The following is a 14,515-nucleotide window of genomic DNA, read 5'->3' on the forward strand; positions in this document are numbered from 1 at the left end:
GTCACCCTCCTCCTGGATCCGCTGCGATCGTCACCGGCGTCGTCAGGACCCGGTCGTGTCCCACCACCCTCACATCCCCGGTGATCCGCACCGAAGCACGACACGGCAGGTCCACCGACGACGTGCCCATCATCACTTCGAAGTCCCCGGGCTCGACGATCCGTCTCAAATCCGGGCCGGTGTACGCCGTGCGATCCGCGTGCACCTGGAACGTGACCTCGACCGCTTGCCCCGGCTCGAGCGAGACCCGCGCGAACCCGGTCAGTAGCTTCAACGGCCGCGCGACCCGCGCGACGACATCGCGCAGATACAACTGCACAACCTCGTCCCCGGCGCGGTCGCCGGTGTTCCGGACCCGCACCGTCGCGGTGAACTCGCCGTCGTTCGCGATCTCCGCCGCGCTGAGCCGCAGGTCGCCGACCTCGAAGCTCGTGTACGACGCGCCGTAGCCGAACGGGTACAACGGGCGGGCCTCGAGGCCGCTGATCCCGGCACTCTCCACACTGCCGAGGGCCGGCTGCAGATACGTACCGGGCTGGCCGCCGACATGCCGCGGAATCTGGACCGGCAGCTTCCCGCTCGGCACGATCCGCCCGCTCAGCACACCGGCGATCGCGGCCGCGCCTGCCTGCCCCGGAATGAACGCCTGCACGAGCCCGGCGGTCCGGTCCGCGAACTCGCCGAGCGCATACGGACGCCCCGAAACCACTACCAGGACGACCGGCTTCCCGGTGCCGAGCAGCGCATCGAGTAGCTCGCCTTGTACGCCGGGCAACCGCAGGTCCTCCGCGTCGCACCCTTCGCCGGACGTGCCGTGCCCGAACAGACCGGACAGGTCGCCCAGGACCGCGATACAAAGCTCCGAGTCCTGCGCCGCGGCGACGGCCGCCGCGATCCCGGAGCGGTCGTCGCCGGTGAACCCGCAGCCCTTCACGTGCGACAGCTCGGCGCCGGCCAGCTCGTTGCGCAGGGCATCGAGCACGGTCGGGATCTCGATCCCCAGCCCTCGGTCCGGGTAGCGCGGAAGAACGTGGTTCGGGAAGGCGTAACACCCCATCAGCGACCGCGCGTCGTCGGCGCACGGGCCGACCACCGCGACCTTCGTGGGTCCGGCCAACGGTAGAGCCGACCCCGCGTCCAGCAGCACCACCGACTTCTCGGCCAGCTCGGCGGCAATCGCACGGTTCTCCGTCGAGTCCAGCTCGACGGACGCCTGCACCGAACCCTCCGGCGTCCAGTCCTCGTCGAGCAGTCCGAGCTCGACCTTCTGCAGCAGCAACCTCCGCGCCGCCCGGTCGACGAGCTCCTCGGACACCTCGCCCGACCTCACCTTGTCGACCAGCCCGGCGAACCCGATCGTGTCCGGCAACTCGACATCGGTCCCGGCCGTCAACGCCAGCGCACCGGCGTCCGCGTCGTCCGCGGCAACCCGGTGCATCGACGCCAGGAACGGCACCGCCCAGTAGTCCGAGACGACCGTCCCGCCGAAGCCCCATTCACCGCGCAGTACGTCCGTGAACAGCCACGAGTCCGCGCTGGCGGGCAGTCCGTCGATATCGGCGTACGAGCTCATCACCGACGCGGCGCCGGCCGTCGCAATCGCGGTCTCGAACGTCGGCAGGATGATGTCGAGCAGCTCGCGCCGGCCCATCGACACCGGGCCGTGGTTGCGGCCGGCGCGGGAGGCGGAGTACCCGGCGAAGTGTTTCAGTGTCGCGAGCACGCCGGCGCTCTGCAGACCGCGCACGTACGCCGAGCCCAGGATCCCTACCAGGTAAGGGTCTTCGCCGATCGTCTCCTCGACACGGCCCCAGCGGTAGTCGCGGACCACGTCGAGCACGGGCGACAGCCCCTGGTGTACGCCGACGGCGGCCATGTCGCGTCCGATCGCGGCTGCCATCCGCTCGACCAGTGACGGGTCGAACGTCGCGCCCCAAGCGATCGACGCCGGATACACGGTCGCGCCGTACGTCGTGAAGCCGGTCAGGCACTCCTCGTGGACCAGTGCGGGGATGCCGAGCCGTGAGTTCTTCAGCACCACCTCGTGCTGCCGGATCACCTCGGCGATGCCCTGCTCGACCGACAGCGGGTAGCTGCCCCAGACCCGGGTGAGGTGGCCGAGGCCGTCGCGGCTCGCATCCTCCAGCGACTGTGTTCCGCCGGCCGAGAAGACGTCTTCCATCGGCGCGACGTTGAGTGCCTCGTCCTCGGGTACTTCGCTGTCGGCCATGTCGTTGCCGGCCCAGCGGCTGCCCAACTGGGCGACCTTCTCCTCCAGCGTCATCGCCTGCAACAGCAGCCCGACCCGCTCGGCGGCAGGGAGCGCCGGGTCGCGCCAGGGCCGGTCAGTCGAGATGGACAAGAAAATCTCCCTTGATGATCGTTCTTTTCGGTGAGCAATTATCGAAAAGTTTTCGAAGCTCACCTGTCGACCTTGGCGATCCGCCGTTGAGCTGTGAATCGCCTGCTCAGCAGGCGATTGCGTGACCTCACTGTGACCCCAAAGTCCCCTTTGTTCAAGTCTTGACAGCAACATCTACGAAATCTATGTTTCGAAAACAAGTCACATCGGCAGGTGCCTTCCGCAACCTGTGGGGGCAGCACGGAGTACGGAGATCACAGTGGATCCCATGACGACATCCCGACGTACCTTCCTAGGTCTCGTCGGTGGCGGCGCTTTGGCGGCCGGCCTTGCCGCCTGCGGCAGCTCCGGCCCTAAGAGCACGCCCGGTTCCACCACCGGAGCGGCGGCCGGCAGCGGCACGACCTACTGGTTCCTCACCGGTCAGCCGCAGCAGGGCATCCGGGAGGCGCAGGTCAAGCGGTTCAACGACGCGAACCCCAACAGCAAGATCAAGACCACCGAGTTCCAGAACGACGCGTTCAAGGCGAAGATCAAGACCGCGATCGGCGCCGGCCAGGGCCCGACGCTGATCTGGGGCTGGGGCGGCGGCGGCCTGAAGTCGTACGTCGAGGCCAACCAGGTCGAGGACCTGACCGACTGGTTCAACCAGCAGACCGACCTGAAGAACTCGATCTTCCCGTCCGCGTTCACGGCGGCCACCGTCAACGGCAAGCTCTACGCGGTGCCCGGTGAGACCGTGACGCCGATCGTGCTGTTCTACGACAAGCGCTCGTTCGAGAAGATCGGCGCCCAGCCGCCGCAGTCGTGGGGCGACATCATGGACCTGGTGCCGAAGTTCAACGAGAAGGGCATCGCGCCGTTCTCGCTCGGCGGCCAGTCCCGCTGGACCAACATGATGTGGCTGGAGTTCCTGTTCGACCGGATCGGCGGCAGCGAGGTCTTCCAGAACATCTACGACGGCAAGAAGGACGGCTGGTCCGACCCGTCCGCGCTCAAGGCGCTCGACGAGATGCAGAAGCTGATCAAGGCGAACGGCTTCGTGAAGGGCTTCTCCTCGATCACCGCCGACTCCAACGCCGACCAGGCCCTGCTCTACACCGGCAAGGCCGCGATGATGCTGCACGGCGCGTGGACCTACGGCAACATGAAGTCGTCCGGCAAGGACTTCGTCACCGGCGGCCACCTCGGGTACATGAACTTCCCGCCGGTCGACGGCGGCAAGGGCGACCCGTCCGACACCGTCGGCAACCCGGGTCAGTACATGTCGATCTCGTCCAAGGCGAGCCAGGCCGACAAGGACAACGCGAAGAAGTTCATCGCGAACAACACCCTCGACGACGCCACGGTGGACGCCTGGGTGAAGTCCGGCAACATCCCGGTCGTGAAGAGCGCGAAGGACAAGCTCGCCTCGATCACCGACAAGAACGACTCCGAGTGGCTGAACTTCGTCTACGACACCGCGGCGAACGCGAAGAACTTCGCCCAGTCGTGGGACCAGGCCCTCAGCCCGACCCAGGCCGAGACCCTGCTCGACAACATCGCCAAGCTGTTCCAGCTGTCGATCTCCCCGCAGCAGTTCGCCGACAACATGAACGCGGTGATCGGCCAGTGACTGTAACCGCTCCGCCCGTCGCCCCGACGACGGGCCGCAATGTCTCGTCCGGCGCCGGGGATTCCCGCGTCGGGCGGAGCGGTCCGGTCGCCTGGATGGTGCTGCCCGCGCTGGTTCTGTTCGTCGTGTTCGGGGTCGTGCCGCTGGTCGGCGTGGTCGTGCTCAGCTTCACCCAGTGGGACGGCCTGGGCCCGATCCACGCGAACGGGCTCGCGAACTGGCGCTCGGTGCTGTCCGATCCGCAGACGTGGCACAGCGTCTTGGTGACCTTCGAGATCATGATCCTGTCGTGGGCGGTGCAGACTCCGATGAGCCTGCTGCTCGGGACCTTCCTGGCCGGCCGCCAGCGGTATCGCGCTTTCCTCGCCGTCCTGTACTTCATCCCGCTGCTGCTCAGCTCGGCCGCGATCGCGATCACCTACAAGGCCTTGCTCGATCCGAACTTCGGCCTCGGTGCGGGTCTGCACATCGGCTTCCTCACCCAGGACTGGCTCGGCAAGAGCAACCTCGCCATCGGCGTGGTGATCTTCATCGTGTCGTGGCAGTTCATCCCGTTCCACTCGCTGATCTACCAAGGCGGCGTACGGCAGATCCCGACGACGATGTACGAGGCGGCCTCGATCGACGGCGCCGGCCGGATCCGCCAGTTCTTCAGCATCACCGTGCCGCAGCTGAAGTACACGATCATCACGTCGTCGACCCTGATGGTGGTCGGCTCGCTGACCTTCTTCGACCTGATCTTCGTGCTGACCGCGGGCGGTCCCGGCGACGCCACCCGGGTGCTGGCCCTCGACATGTACAAGCGCGGCTTCATGTCCAACCAGATGGGTCCCGCCAGCGTGATTGCCTCCATCATCGTGCTGCTCGGCCTTGCGCTCGCGCTGATCCTGCGGCGGCTCGGCGGCAGTACGACGGCCAGCCAGCAGGAAGGTGCGTGACATGGCAGTCGCAACGACCACAGGTACGACGGCCCGCCGCTCGCGTGGCGGCCCCGTGCGCGCACACAAACTGCTGCAGCTGAACTGGTTCGGCGGACTGGCCGGCTGGATCTGGCTGGCGATCGTGGTGATCCCGCTGTACTGGATCGTCGTCACCAGCTTCAAGGACCAGAGCGACTACTTCACCCAGAACCCGTTCGCCCTGCCGTCCGCACCGACATCGGAGAACTACAAGCTGGTCATCGAGTCAGACTTCCCGCGGTACTTCATCAACAGCGTGATCGTCACCATCGGCACGATCATCCCGGCGGTCGGGATCTCGTTCATGGCGGCGTACGCGATCATCCGCGGCGCCGGCAGCAAGTTCCTCGGCGCTGTCAACGGCATGTTCCTGATGGGGCTCGCGATCCCGCTGCAGGCGACGATCATCCCGGTCTACCTGCTGATCATCAAGATGCACCTGTACGACAGCCTGCTCGCGCTGATCCTGCCGTCCGTGGCGTTCTCGATCCCGCTGTCGGTGCTGGTGCTGTCGAACTTCATCCGCGACGTACCGAAGGAGCTGTTCGAGTCGATGCGGGTGGACGGCGCGACCGAGTGGGGCATGCTCCGCACGCTCGCGTTCCCGCTGACCCGGCCGGCGCTGGTGACCGTGAGCATCTACAACGGTCTCGCCGTCTGGAACGGGTTCCTGCTGCCGCTGATCCTGACCCAGAGCCCGGACAAGCGCACGCTTCCGTTGGCACTGTGGACATTCCAGGGCCAGTACAGCGTCAACGTCCCGGCGGTCCTCGCGTCGGTCGTCCTCACCACGCTCCCGATCGTCATCCTGTACGCCGTCAGCCGACGGCAACTGCTCTCCGGCCTGACCGCGGGCTTCAGCCGCTAGATCGGGCCGGCTCGCCCGGCCAGCGAGCGCCGGCCGGGCGAACGCGCCAGTCAGAACTGTCGTGCGAACACCCCCTTACGGAGTCACGCGCATCGACGTGCGTGGCGGGGGGATCAACAGGGAGGCACCAGTGCAGCATCGCCATACGCCTGTGAGTAGCTCGACCAGCCCGACGCCGCAGCTGTCCCGCCGAGTGTTTCTCGGTGCGAGCGCAGCTGCGGCGGCGGGTGTAGGCCTGGGGCTTGCAGGACCGGCATTCGCAGACCCGGGCCCGGCCGGTATTCCGGGCAAACCCGGTGGGGAGTCGCCGTTCGGACCCGTCGTCGTGGCGGGTCAAGGTGGGCGCACGTCCTACGCTCGCGCCGTTCGCCTGAGCACCGCGCCACCTGGCAAGTCGCAGAGCATGCTCGCGACCTACCAAGGCGGCGGACCGGGGTTCCCGCTGTATCGCAGTGAAGACGACGGCCGCACCTGGGCCAAGCAGAGCAGCGTCCCCGATGCCGGTACGGCGTCCGGGGTGTATCTGCAGCCGTTCCTCTACGAACTTCCCCGCGCGTTCGCCGGTCTTCCGAAGGGCGCGCTTCTTTTCGCCTGCAACTGGCTCGGAACGAACTTCGGCAGCACGAACATCCAGCTGTACGCCAGCACGGACAGCGGCCTCACGTGGCAGTTCCTGAGCACGGTGGCCCAGGGCGGACCGGCGAACACGACGAACGGCGCAACCCCCGTGTGGGAGCCGTTCCTGCTGCTGCACAACGACAACCTGATCTGCTACTACTCCGACCAACGAGACCCCAACTTCGGCCAGAAGCTCGCCCACCAGACCAGCAAGGACCTCCGCACCTGGGGTCCGATCGTCGACGACGCGACCGGAACCGCCTACGCCGAGCGGCCCGGCATGACCACAGTCGCACGGCTGAAGGGCGACCTGTGGATCATGACCTACGAATTCGGGGAGCCGGACGACCCGGAGAACCCCGATCAGGACAACTACTCGTACCACGTGCACTACCGGATCGCGAAGGATCCGGAGTCGTTCCGGTTCTCCCCGGACATCCCGCTCCTCGACCACAACGGCTCCGCCCCGAACGGGGCCCCCGTCGTGTCGTGGTCGCAGTCGGGAGGTGTGAACGGGACGATCGTTGTCACCGGCAACGACGACCAGGACTTCTTCATCAACCGCGAACTCGGCGCCCCTGGGGCATGGACGCGGTTCTCGTCGCCGATGCCGGCCGGCTACAGCCGGTTCACCATCCCGTTGGACGGCCCCGGAGCCCCGGAGAACCGTGGCCTGGTCTTCGTCATCACGGGAGCGCAGTACGGCAAGTCCGGGCCGGTCGAGGCGGGGATCATCTCGCTCGGCTGACGGCCGGAAACTTCAACCGTTAGATACGCCTGCTCCGGGGTCTGGTCGCCCACGACGCGAGCGCCAGTACGGCGAACGCGGTCGGGGCGATCATCCCGGAGTACCGGTGTGCCGCGGCGTTCGAGGCCGCGGCGCCGATCATGTTGATCAGGACGCCGGCGTACGCCCATTCCTTCAGCCTCGGCAGCCCGGGCGCCAGCACGATCACCGCGGCGATCAGCTTCGCCGTACCGAGGATCGTGGCCAGGTAGCTCGGGTATCCGAGGTCGATCATCATCGGGTAGAACGGCGGCAGCCGGAACAGGTCCATGGCGCCGCCGACGGCACACTCCCCCACGACGACCGTCGTGATCGCCCAGTACGCGCTGCTCCTCATCGGATCACCTGCTATCGAAACGGATCCGTACTCTTCTCTATCGGTACGATAGCGTCTCGATCGAGGAGGTTCAATGGACGATCGCAGCGTCAGTGCCAACCGGGCGACCCGCGGCGACGGCGCGCGGCAGCGCATGCTGACCGCCGCTCTCGACGTGCTGGACGACGCCGGTCTGGCCGGCTTCACGATGGAGGCGGTCGCGCGGCGGGCCGGTGCGAGCAAGGCGACGCTCTACCGGCGCTGGCCGACCACCGGCGCGCTGCTGGTCGACGCGATGGACGCCACCTTCCGTCCGTTCCCGGCGCCGGACACCGGGTCCGTGGTCTCCGATGTCGCGGAGATCCTGAACGCGTTCGTGACGATGCTCGAGCGGACGCCGTTCCCCCGGCTGCTGGCAGCGTTCATCGACGCAGCCGAGCACGACCCCGCGCTCTCGAAACTGCACACCGACCTCACCAACCGCCGCCGCGAGCCGATGCTCGCCGTCCTGGCCCGCGGCCGCGAGCGGGGCGAGCTAGGGCCTGACACCGATCCCGAGCTGACCACCGACCTGCTCTCCAGCCCGTTCTTCTACCGTCACTTCGTTGCCCACCGCCCCATTCCGCGAAGCATGGTCGGCGAGGTCATCTCCCGCGTTCTGTCGCCGAAGACCTGACGGGTCCCGTCGGCGAGGACTATCAGGCCGGTGCGACCCGGACGTGTCTGCAGCCAGTCGAGCGCGTCGGCTCCGAGCGCGAACGCGGCGGTGGCGTCGATGTCGGCCTGCCTGAGCGACCGGTGTACGACGGTCACCGACGCGAGCGCGGTCGGCGTCGTACCACTGCGGGCATCGGTGATGTGATCACCGCGGCGGTGCAGGGCAGAGGTGGCGATCGCGCCGTTGCGGATCGGTACGACGGCAACCAGTTTGTCCGGGTCGTGCGGGTCCTCGATCCCGATCCGCCAGGCCGGCGAATGCGGAGCGCTGACCCGGCACGTCATGTCGCCGCCGGCGGAGAGGCAGTAGTCCGTGCCGGGCAGTCCATTGAGCGCGTGCGCGGCCCGTTCGACGGCCCAGCCCTTCACTACGCCGCTCGGATCCAGGCCTGCATCACGCCGTACGTCGAAGGCGCCGCCGGACTGGAGCCGTGCCTGCTCGCCGAGGGCGAGTACCTCGGCGACCTCCGGTGGACAGTCCGCGACGGCCAGCTCGCCGCGGTTCAAGCGGGAGACGTACGAGTCCTCGCGGTACGTGCTGAAGATCCGGTCGGCTGCGCGGAGGGATTCGAGGACGCTGTCCCTTGCCTGGGCGGCACGGTCGTCGTCGGCGTGCCGGCCGCGCAGCGCCAGGCTGATCGGCATGCCCATCACGTGTTCGACGTACCGGGTCGTCATCCGGCCTGGTCCAAGGCGCTTTGCAGTGAACGGATGTAGCCGTCGCTGGTCACCGTCGCGCCGCTGACCATGTCGATCTTGGCGCTCTGGGCCTGGACGGTTTCGTTGATCAGGATCGGCAGGGCGTACTCGTTGATCTCGGCGTCGCGGTGATTCCCGTTCGGGTACTGCGGAACGCTGACGGCGGTGATCTTGCCGCTCTGCAGGGTGAGCTGGACCTGCACCGGTCCCCACTGCGTCTGCGCCACGTCACCCGTCACCGTCGAAGTCCCCGCCGACGGCTGGGCTGACGATGGTGACGTCGAGGGTTGCGGGGTGAAGGTGCCGGTCGCGACGGGCGTGGCCTGCGGTCCGGAGGTCGAGGTGTGGTAGCCGAACATGAGCACGACGGCCGACGCCGTACCGAGGAACCAGAGCACGATGCGTTTCACGCTGTCACCACTTGAAGGTTTCGAGGTGGAGCCGTTCGGCTGGGAGGCCGGCGGCGTCGAGGGTGTGTTGGACGAGGCGGGTCCAGGCGTCGGGTCCGCACAGGTAGACGTCGCGGTCGGCGATGTCAGGGATCCAGTGCCGCAAGGCCTGCAGATCGTTGAGGTGGCCGGGCACCGGGCCGAACCAGGAGTCGGGACTGCGCCGGTGCCCGGGCAAGGCGAGCAGTGACAGGCCGCGCTGGTGATGGAGCACTTGCAGCTCGCTCCGGAACAGCTGGTGTTCGGTGTACCGCTGGATGAGTACGGCGTCACCTGGTGCGTAGTCGAGTCCCTCGGCCAGGGCCCGCAACGGGGTGATGCCGACACCTGCGCCGATCAGCGCGATCCGCCGCCCGGTGCGCGCTCGATCGCTCAACCGGCCGAACGGTCCCTCGATCAGAACGCGTGTGCCCGGTCGTACGCCGCGAAGCGCCGCGCTGCCATCTCCCGCTTCCTGGACGGTGATCCGCAGCTGCTGACCGTCCGGAGCAGCGGACAGCGAGTACGGGTTGGCTCGCGTCCATCCGGGCCGGCCGAGGAAGCGCCACGAGAAGAACTGTCCCGCCTCGGTCCGAAGCCGGTCCAACCGCCGCCCGGTGACGTAGACGGAGACGACTCGATCGGCCTCAGGTACGACGGCCGTGACGCGCAAGCGGTGGCGCGCGTTGCGCCAGATCGGTACGCCGATCCGGTAGACCAGGATCGTTGCCGCGGCCACCGCCCAGGCGGTCCACCAGAACACGGTCCGGCTGGTTGACGCCAGGAACTCCTGGCCGGTCCACAGCTGGTGCGGCAGCGCGAGTCCGACGCCGAGGTAGGCGTACAGGTGCAGCAGATGCCACGACTCGTACCTGATCCGCCGCCGCGCCGCCTTGACGCTCGTCAGCACGCTCAAGCACAGGCACGCCGTACCGGCGACCGCGAGCAGCATCCCCGGGTAGTCGACCGTGAGATCCCACAGCATCGCGGGTGTCTTCCCCAGCTCCCCCGCAGCGTAGCCCCAGGTGATCAGGACGATGTGCGCGAGCATCAGGTTGAACGACGTGAACCCGGTCAGGCGATGGATCCGCGCCAGCCGGTCCTGCCCGTACGCCGCCTCGAGCATCGGGACCCGGGCCATCAGGATGACCTGGGCCAGGAGCAACGCGGCGGCGAGCAGGCCGGTGAGGCGACCGAGTGACGTGAGGCCGGTCGCCCATCCGGTCAACTCCTGCACACCGCCGCCGGCCACCCACCAGTAGGTGACCAGCAGCAGGCTCAACCACAGCGTCACGAACGCGGCGGTCCGGACCGTGCTGTCGATGGTGGCCCGCCGGCCAGGCAGCGCGGCGACGGGCGACTCGGTCATGGCGACTCCTCGGGGTGGCGGATCCACCTCAGTGTCGAGTCGCCGGCTGAGCACGACCTTCGGCTTACCTGGGAGCCGGCTGTGAAGCGGTCGTTTCAGGAAAGCTGTTTGCTGTTGCCCGCGGCCGGAGAAATGGCTATTGTTGGGTGTTTGTACGGGCAATAAAAAAGACGCCCTTTCGGGCATCTGTTTATAGATTAGCAGATGCGATCGGGGTTTCGCAAGAGCACTTGGGGGCAGCGTGACGGATCAGCTACTCGCGGACGAGATCACCGCAGAACAAGGAGAAGTGGACCGGATGTACGACCGGCTGGACATCCTGCGGGAACGAGCCAAGAGCGAACTCGACCGGGTACAACTCGAGGAAACAACCGGCACCGGCCAGGCCTACACCGAACGCGAATCGTTCACGGATCTGTTTTCCGGGCGATTCTCACAGTTGTCGTCGGTCGAACGCGGATTGTGTTTCGGACGGATCGACGAAACCGCCGGCGAACAGTTCCACATCGGCCGGATCGGATTGTTCGACGACGACTACGAACCGATCCTGGTCGACTGGCGGACACCGGTCGCGCAGGTCTTCTACAGCGCCACCGCGGCCCAGCCGCTGGGCGTCAAACGCCGCCGGCACATCCGGTTGCACGGCCGGAACGTCGTCGGCGTGGACGACGACCTGCTGGACCTGGAGGCGCTGGGTGACAGTGAACGCAGCACGCTGATCGGCGAGGCCGCGCTGCTGTCGTCACTGACCGCGAGCCGGACCGGCCGGATGAACGAGATCGTCGCCACCATCCAGTCCGAGCAGGACCGGATCATCCGGGCCAGCCTGCCCGGCGTCCTCGTCGTACAAGGCGGTCCGGGTACGGGGAAGACAGTGGTGGCGCTGCATCGAGCGGCGTACCTGCTGTACACGCATCGCGAGCAGCTCGGGCGCAGCGGCGTACTCGTCGTCGGGCCGAACAGCACGTTCCTGCGCTACATCGACCAGGTGCTTCCCTCGCTCGGTGAGACCGATGTCGTGCTCGCGACGATCAGCGAGCTGTACCCCGGCGTCGCGGCGACCGCGCCGGAGTCGGCCGAGGCCGCGCGGGTCAAGGGCGACCTGGCGATGGCCGGCGTACTCGCGGAGGCGATCAGCCGGTTCCGCGTCGTACCGGCGGCGCCGATCAAGCTGAAGGTCGACCAGCACGAGCTGGTACTGCGACCGAGCGCGATCCGCAAGGCCCAGCAGAGCGCGCTGACGGCCCGGGAGCAGCACAACCGGGCGCGGCCGCTGTTCGTTCGACGGATCCTGAAGACGCTGACGAACCAGATCGTGGAGCGGATCGGACGCCAGTACGTCGGAGCCGTCGACATCGAGGACATCGAGAAGGAGCTGTCCGAGGACGACCGCGTCCTGGCGCTGCTCGACCGTCTCTGGCCGGAGCTGACACCGCAGCTCCTCGTGTCCGTGCTGTTCTCGTCGGCGGACCGATTGGCCGCCGCCGCGCCGCAGCTGACGGACGACGAGCGCGCCGCCGTACTGCGACCTGTGACGGCGGACTGGGCGCAGTCCGACGTCGCACTGCTGGACGAGGCGGCCGAGTTGCTGGGTGAAACCGGCGAGATTGTTGCCGGACGCAACCGTCAGGCAGCCGAGGAAGCCGCCGCGGTCGAGGCCAACCGCGAGTACGCGCACGGCGTGATCGACATCGAGCTGACCGCCGAGCGGATCGAGATCATGCCGTGGGAGATCGAGCAGTTCAAGGACCTCGTCGCCCAGCGCACGCGCCTGATCGACAACCCCGTCACGGTGGCCGAGCGCGCCGCTTCCGACCGCACCTGGGTCTTCGGCCATGTCATCGTCGACGAGGCACAGGAGCTGTCCGCGATGGACTGGCGCATGCTCATGCGCCGCTGTCCCCGCCGCTCGATGACCCTGGTCGGCGACATCGCCCAAACCGGCTCGGCAGCCGGCGTCCGCTCCTGGTCCGACCTCCTGGACCGCTACGCCCCACGCCGCTGGCGCACCGCCGAGCTGACGGTCAACTACCGCACGCCCGCAGAGATCATGGCAGTCGCTGCCGACATCCTCACCACCATCGACCCAACCCTCACCCCACCGACCTCGGTACGCCGAACCGGCATCAATCCCACCATCCTCGACGTCCCCGCCGACGAACCCGCACTCCGAGCCGCAATCAAGTCCGCCCAAGACGCTGTCGGCGACGGTCACGTGGCAATCATCGTCCCCACGTCCCGCTTCAACACCTTCGCCGCCGCCCTACCGGACGTAGCCCACACCCACGACCCGTCGGTCCTCGACGCCCAGGTAGCCCTCCTCGACGTAGCCCAATCCAAAGGCCTCGAGTTCGACGCCGTCATCATCGCCGACCCCTCCACCATCCTCACCGACTCCCCCCAAGGCCCCTCCGACCTCTACGTAGCCACCACCCGCCCCACCAAACACCTGACCATCCTCGGCAACCTTCCGGAGGTGTTCACTCAGGTACGACGTACTCCGCGTCTGTGACGTGGTCGCCCCACTCGGTTTCCGGTTCGTCGGTGGTGGTGCCTTCCCAGATGGCGGTGTGGGTCATGAAGTTGTCCGGGCAGGCGCCGTGCCAGTGCCATTCGCCGGGTGGGGTGTAGATGACGTCGCCGGGGCGGATGACGGTGACTTCGCCGCCGCGGGACTGGACGAGGCCGATGCCTTCGGTGACGTGGAGGGTTTGGCCGGCGGCGTGGCGGTGCCAGGCGGTGTGGGCGCCCGGTGCGAAGCGGACGGTGTTGACGCGGACGCGGGACGGCGCCTCGCCGCGGACGATCACGTCGAACCAGACGTCGCCGGTGAACCACTCGGCCGGACCTTTGGCGGTGGCGGGTTTGGGGAGGATCTGCACGAACTATTCCTTGTCTTGAGCAACTGTTGGTTCGGTGGCGGACCAGCTGGCGAGGAGTTTGAAGGCGTCGAGGGTGGGTGAGTCGGGCGGGGCGGTGTAGACGACCATGGTGAGGCCGGGGTCGGACGGGAACTCCATGGCCTCGAAGTCGATTTCGAGGTCGCCGACGATCGGGTGGTGCAGTTTCTTACGGCCGGAGCGGTGGAAACGGACGTCGTGGGCTGCCCAGCGGGTGCGGAAGGTTTCGCTGCGGGTGGAGAGTTCGCCGATGAGCTGCGTGAGGGCCTTGTCGTGGGGAGTCCGGCCCGCCTGGAGGCGCAGGGATGCTGCGGTGTCGTCGGCTGCTCGATCCCAGTCCACGAAGAAGTCCCGCGAGGCCGGGTCGAGGAAGATGAAGCGGGCGGTGTTCGCCGGCCGGCGTGGGTCGGCGAACATCGCGGCGTACAGGGCGCGGGACAAGCCGTTCGCCGCGACGATGTCGAAGTTCGCGTTGCGGATCCACGCCGGTACGTCGGTGATCGCGTCCAGGATCTGCTGGAGCGCGGGCCGCAGCGCCTTCGCCGGCGTACGTCGGCGAACCGGGGCGGCGTCGGACTCGCGAGCCAGCGCGTACAGGTGATCCCGCTCCGCGTCGTCCAACTGCAGCGCCCGGCTGAGCCCCTCGAGGACGCTCTCGGACGCGCCCGCCAGATTGCCGCGCTCGATCCGCACGTAGTAGTCCACCGAGACGCCGGCCAGCAGCGCCACCTCTTCGCGGCGCAGCCCCTTGACGCGACGATTCCCGCCGTACGCCGGCAGACCCGCCTGCTGCGGGGTCAGGCGAGCGCGGCGGGAGCTGAGGAACTCCTTGATCTCGGCTCGGTGGTCCATGCCCTCAACACTACGGACCGTGGCA

The 14,515-nt window shown here is 67.7% G+C and carries 13 protein-coding genes; 6 read left to right on the forward strand and 7 right to left on the reverse strand.

The genetic code is table 11. The features are described 5' to 3' along the window. Nucleotide 1 precedes the first annotated feature (1 nt). Nucleotides 2-2,362 carry a glycoside hydrolase family 3 N-terminal domain-containing protein gene (locus ABT313_RS37430; RefSeq protein WP_350864049.1) on the reverse strand — a complete coding sequence of 787 codons (2,361 nt, stop codon included), beginning with the start codon at nucleotides 2,360-2,362 and terminating at the stop codon, nucleotides 2-4. A 268-nt stretch (nucleotides 2,363-2,630) separates the two neighbouring features. On the opposite strand from ABT313_RS37430, the gene ABT313_RS37435 reads away from it, so the two are divergent. From ABT313_RS37435 to ABT313_RS37450, 4 genes are all read left to right on the forward strand, one after another. Continuing rightward, the gene (locus tag ABT313_RS37435) at nucleotides 2,631-3,977 is read left to right on the forward strand and encodes an extracellular solute-binding protein (protein ID WP_350864052.1); all 1,347 of its coding nucleotides are present in this window, start codon (nucleotides 2,631-2,633) and stop codon (nucleotides 3,975-3,977) included. Continuing rightward, the gene (locus ABT313_RS37440) at nucleotides 3,974-4,915 is read left to right on the forward strand and encodes a carbohydrate ABC transporter permease (RefSeq protein ID WP_350864055.1); all 942 of its coding nucleotides are present in this window, start codon (nucleotides 3,974-3,976) and stop codon (nucleotides 4,913-4,915) included. The genes ABT313_RS37435 and ABT313_RS37440 overlap by 4 nt, the downstream gene beginning before the upstream one ends. A gap of 1 nt (nucleotide 4,916) precedes the next feature. Further along, nucleotides 4,917-5,804: a carbohydrate ABC transporter permease gene (locus tag ABT313_RS37445; RefSeq protein ID WP_350864057.1), complete on the forward strand. Its 888-nt coding sequence runs from the start codon at nucleotides 4,917-4,919 to the stop codon at nucleotides 5,802-5,804. A 403-nt stretch (nucleotides 5,805-6,207) separates the two neighbouring features. Then, nucleotides 6,208-7,170 carry a sialidase family protein gene (locus tag ABT313_RS37450; RefSeq protein WP_350864060.1) on the forward strand — a complete coding sequence of 321 codons (963 nt, stop codon included), beginning with the start codon at nucleotides 6,208-6,210 and terminating at the stop codon, nucleotides 7,168-7,170. A 19-nt stretch (nucleotides 7,171-7,189) separates the two neighbouring features. On the opposite strand, the gene ABT313_RS37455 is transcribed toward ABT313_RS37450, so the two are convergent. Next, a complete protein-coding gene (locus ABT313_RS37455) occupies nucleotides 7,190-7,546 on the reverse strand; it encodes a DoxX family protein (protein WP_350864063.1) in 357 nt (118 codons plus the stop codon). Nucleotides 7,547-7,619: 73 nt separating this feature from the next. Here ABT313_RS37455 and ABT313_RS37460 point away from each other — a divergent pair, with 73 nt between their 5' ends. Then, nucleotides 7,620-8,201, forward strand: a complete 582-nt coding sequence (locus ABT313_RS37460; protein ID WP_350864066.1) for a TetR/AcrR family transcriptional regulator — start codon at nucleotides 7,620-7,622, stop codon at nucleotides 8,199-8,201. Here ABT313_RS37460 and ABT313_RS37465 read toward each other — a convergent pair. Genes ABT313_RS37465 through ABT313_RS37475 form a run of 3 tightly spaced genes read right to left on the reverse strand, consistent with a single transcriptional unit; the run spans nucleotide 8,123 to nucleotide 10,738 of the window. Further along, nucleotides 8,123-8,920: an FAD:protein FMN transferase gene (locus tag ABT313_RS37465; protein ID WP_350864069.1), complete on the reverse strand. Its 798-nt coding sequence runs from the start codon at nucleotides 8,918-8,920 to the stop codon at nucleotides 8,123-8,125. The genes ABT313_RS37460 and ABT313_RS37465 overlap by 79 nt on opposite strands. Next, nucleotides 8,917-9,351 (reverse strand): FMN-binding protein, encoded by a 435-nt coding sequence (locus ABT313_RS37470; protein ID WP_350864072.1) that lies wholly within the window; start codon nucleotides 9,349-9,351, stop codon nucleotides 8,917-8,919. Before ABT313_RS37470 ends, ABT313_RS37465 begins: the two co-directional genes overlap by 4 nt. Before the next feature lie 4 nt (nucleotides 9,352-9,355). Continuing rightward, nucleotides 9,356-10,738, reverse strand: coding sequence for a ferredoxin reductase family protein (locus ABT313_RS37475; protein WP_350864074.1), 1,383 nt, complete (start codon nucleotides 10,736-10,738; stop codon nucleotides 9,356-9,358). A 241-nt stretch (nucleotides 10,739-10,979) separates the two neighbouring features. Here ABT313_RS37475 and ABT313_RS37480 point away from each other — a divergent pair, with 241 nt between their 5' ends. After that, a complete protein-coding gene (locus tag ABT313_RS37480) occupies nucleotides 10,980-13,250 on the forward strand; it encodes a HelD family protein (RefSeq protein WP_350864077.1) in 2,271 nt (756 codons plus the stop codon). On the opposite strand, the gene ABT313_RS37485 is transcribed toward ABT313_RS37480, so the two are convergent. Next, on the reverse strand, nucleotides 13,219-13,620 hold the full coding sequence (locus tag ABT313_RS37485) for a (R)-mandelonitrile lyase (protein WP_350864080.1): 402 nt from the start codon (nucleotides 13,618-13,620) through the stop codon (nucleotides 13,219-13,221). The two genes, ABT313_RS37480 and ABT313_RS37485, sit on opposite strands and share 32 nt — an antisense overlap. 3 nt (nucleotides 13,621-13,623) lie before the next feature. Further along, nucleotides 13,624-14,490 (reverse strand): helix-turn-helix transcriptional regulator, encoded by an 867-nt coding sequence (locus ABT313_RS37490; protein ID WP_350864083.1) that lies wholly within the window; start codon nucleotides 14,488-14,490, stop codon nucleotides 13,624-13,626. Nucleotides 14,491-14,515 lie beyond the last annotated feature (25 nt).

Origin of the sequence: Kribbella sp. NPDC000426 (assembly GCF_040300265.1) — a bacterium.
In the GTDB taxonomy this organism is placed as follows: domain Bacteria; phylum Actinomycetota; class Actinomycetes; order Propionibacteriales; family Kribbellaceae; genus Kribbella.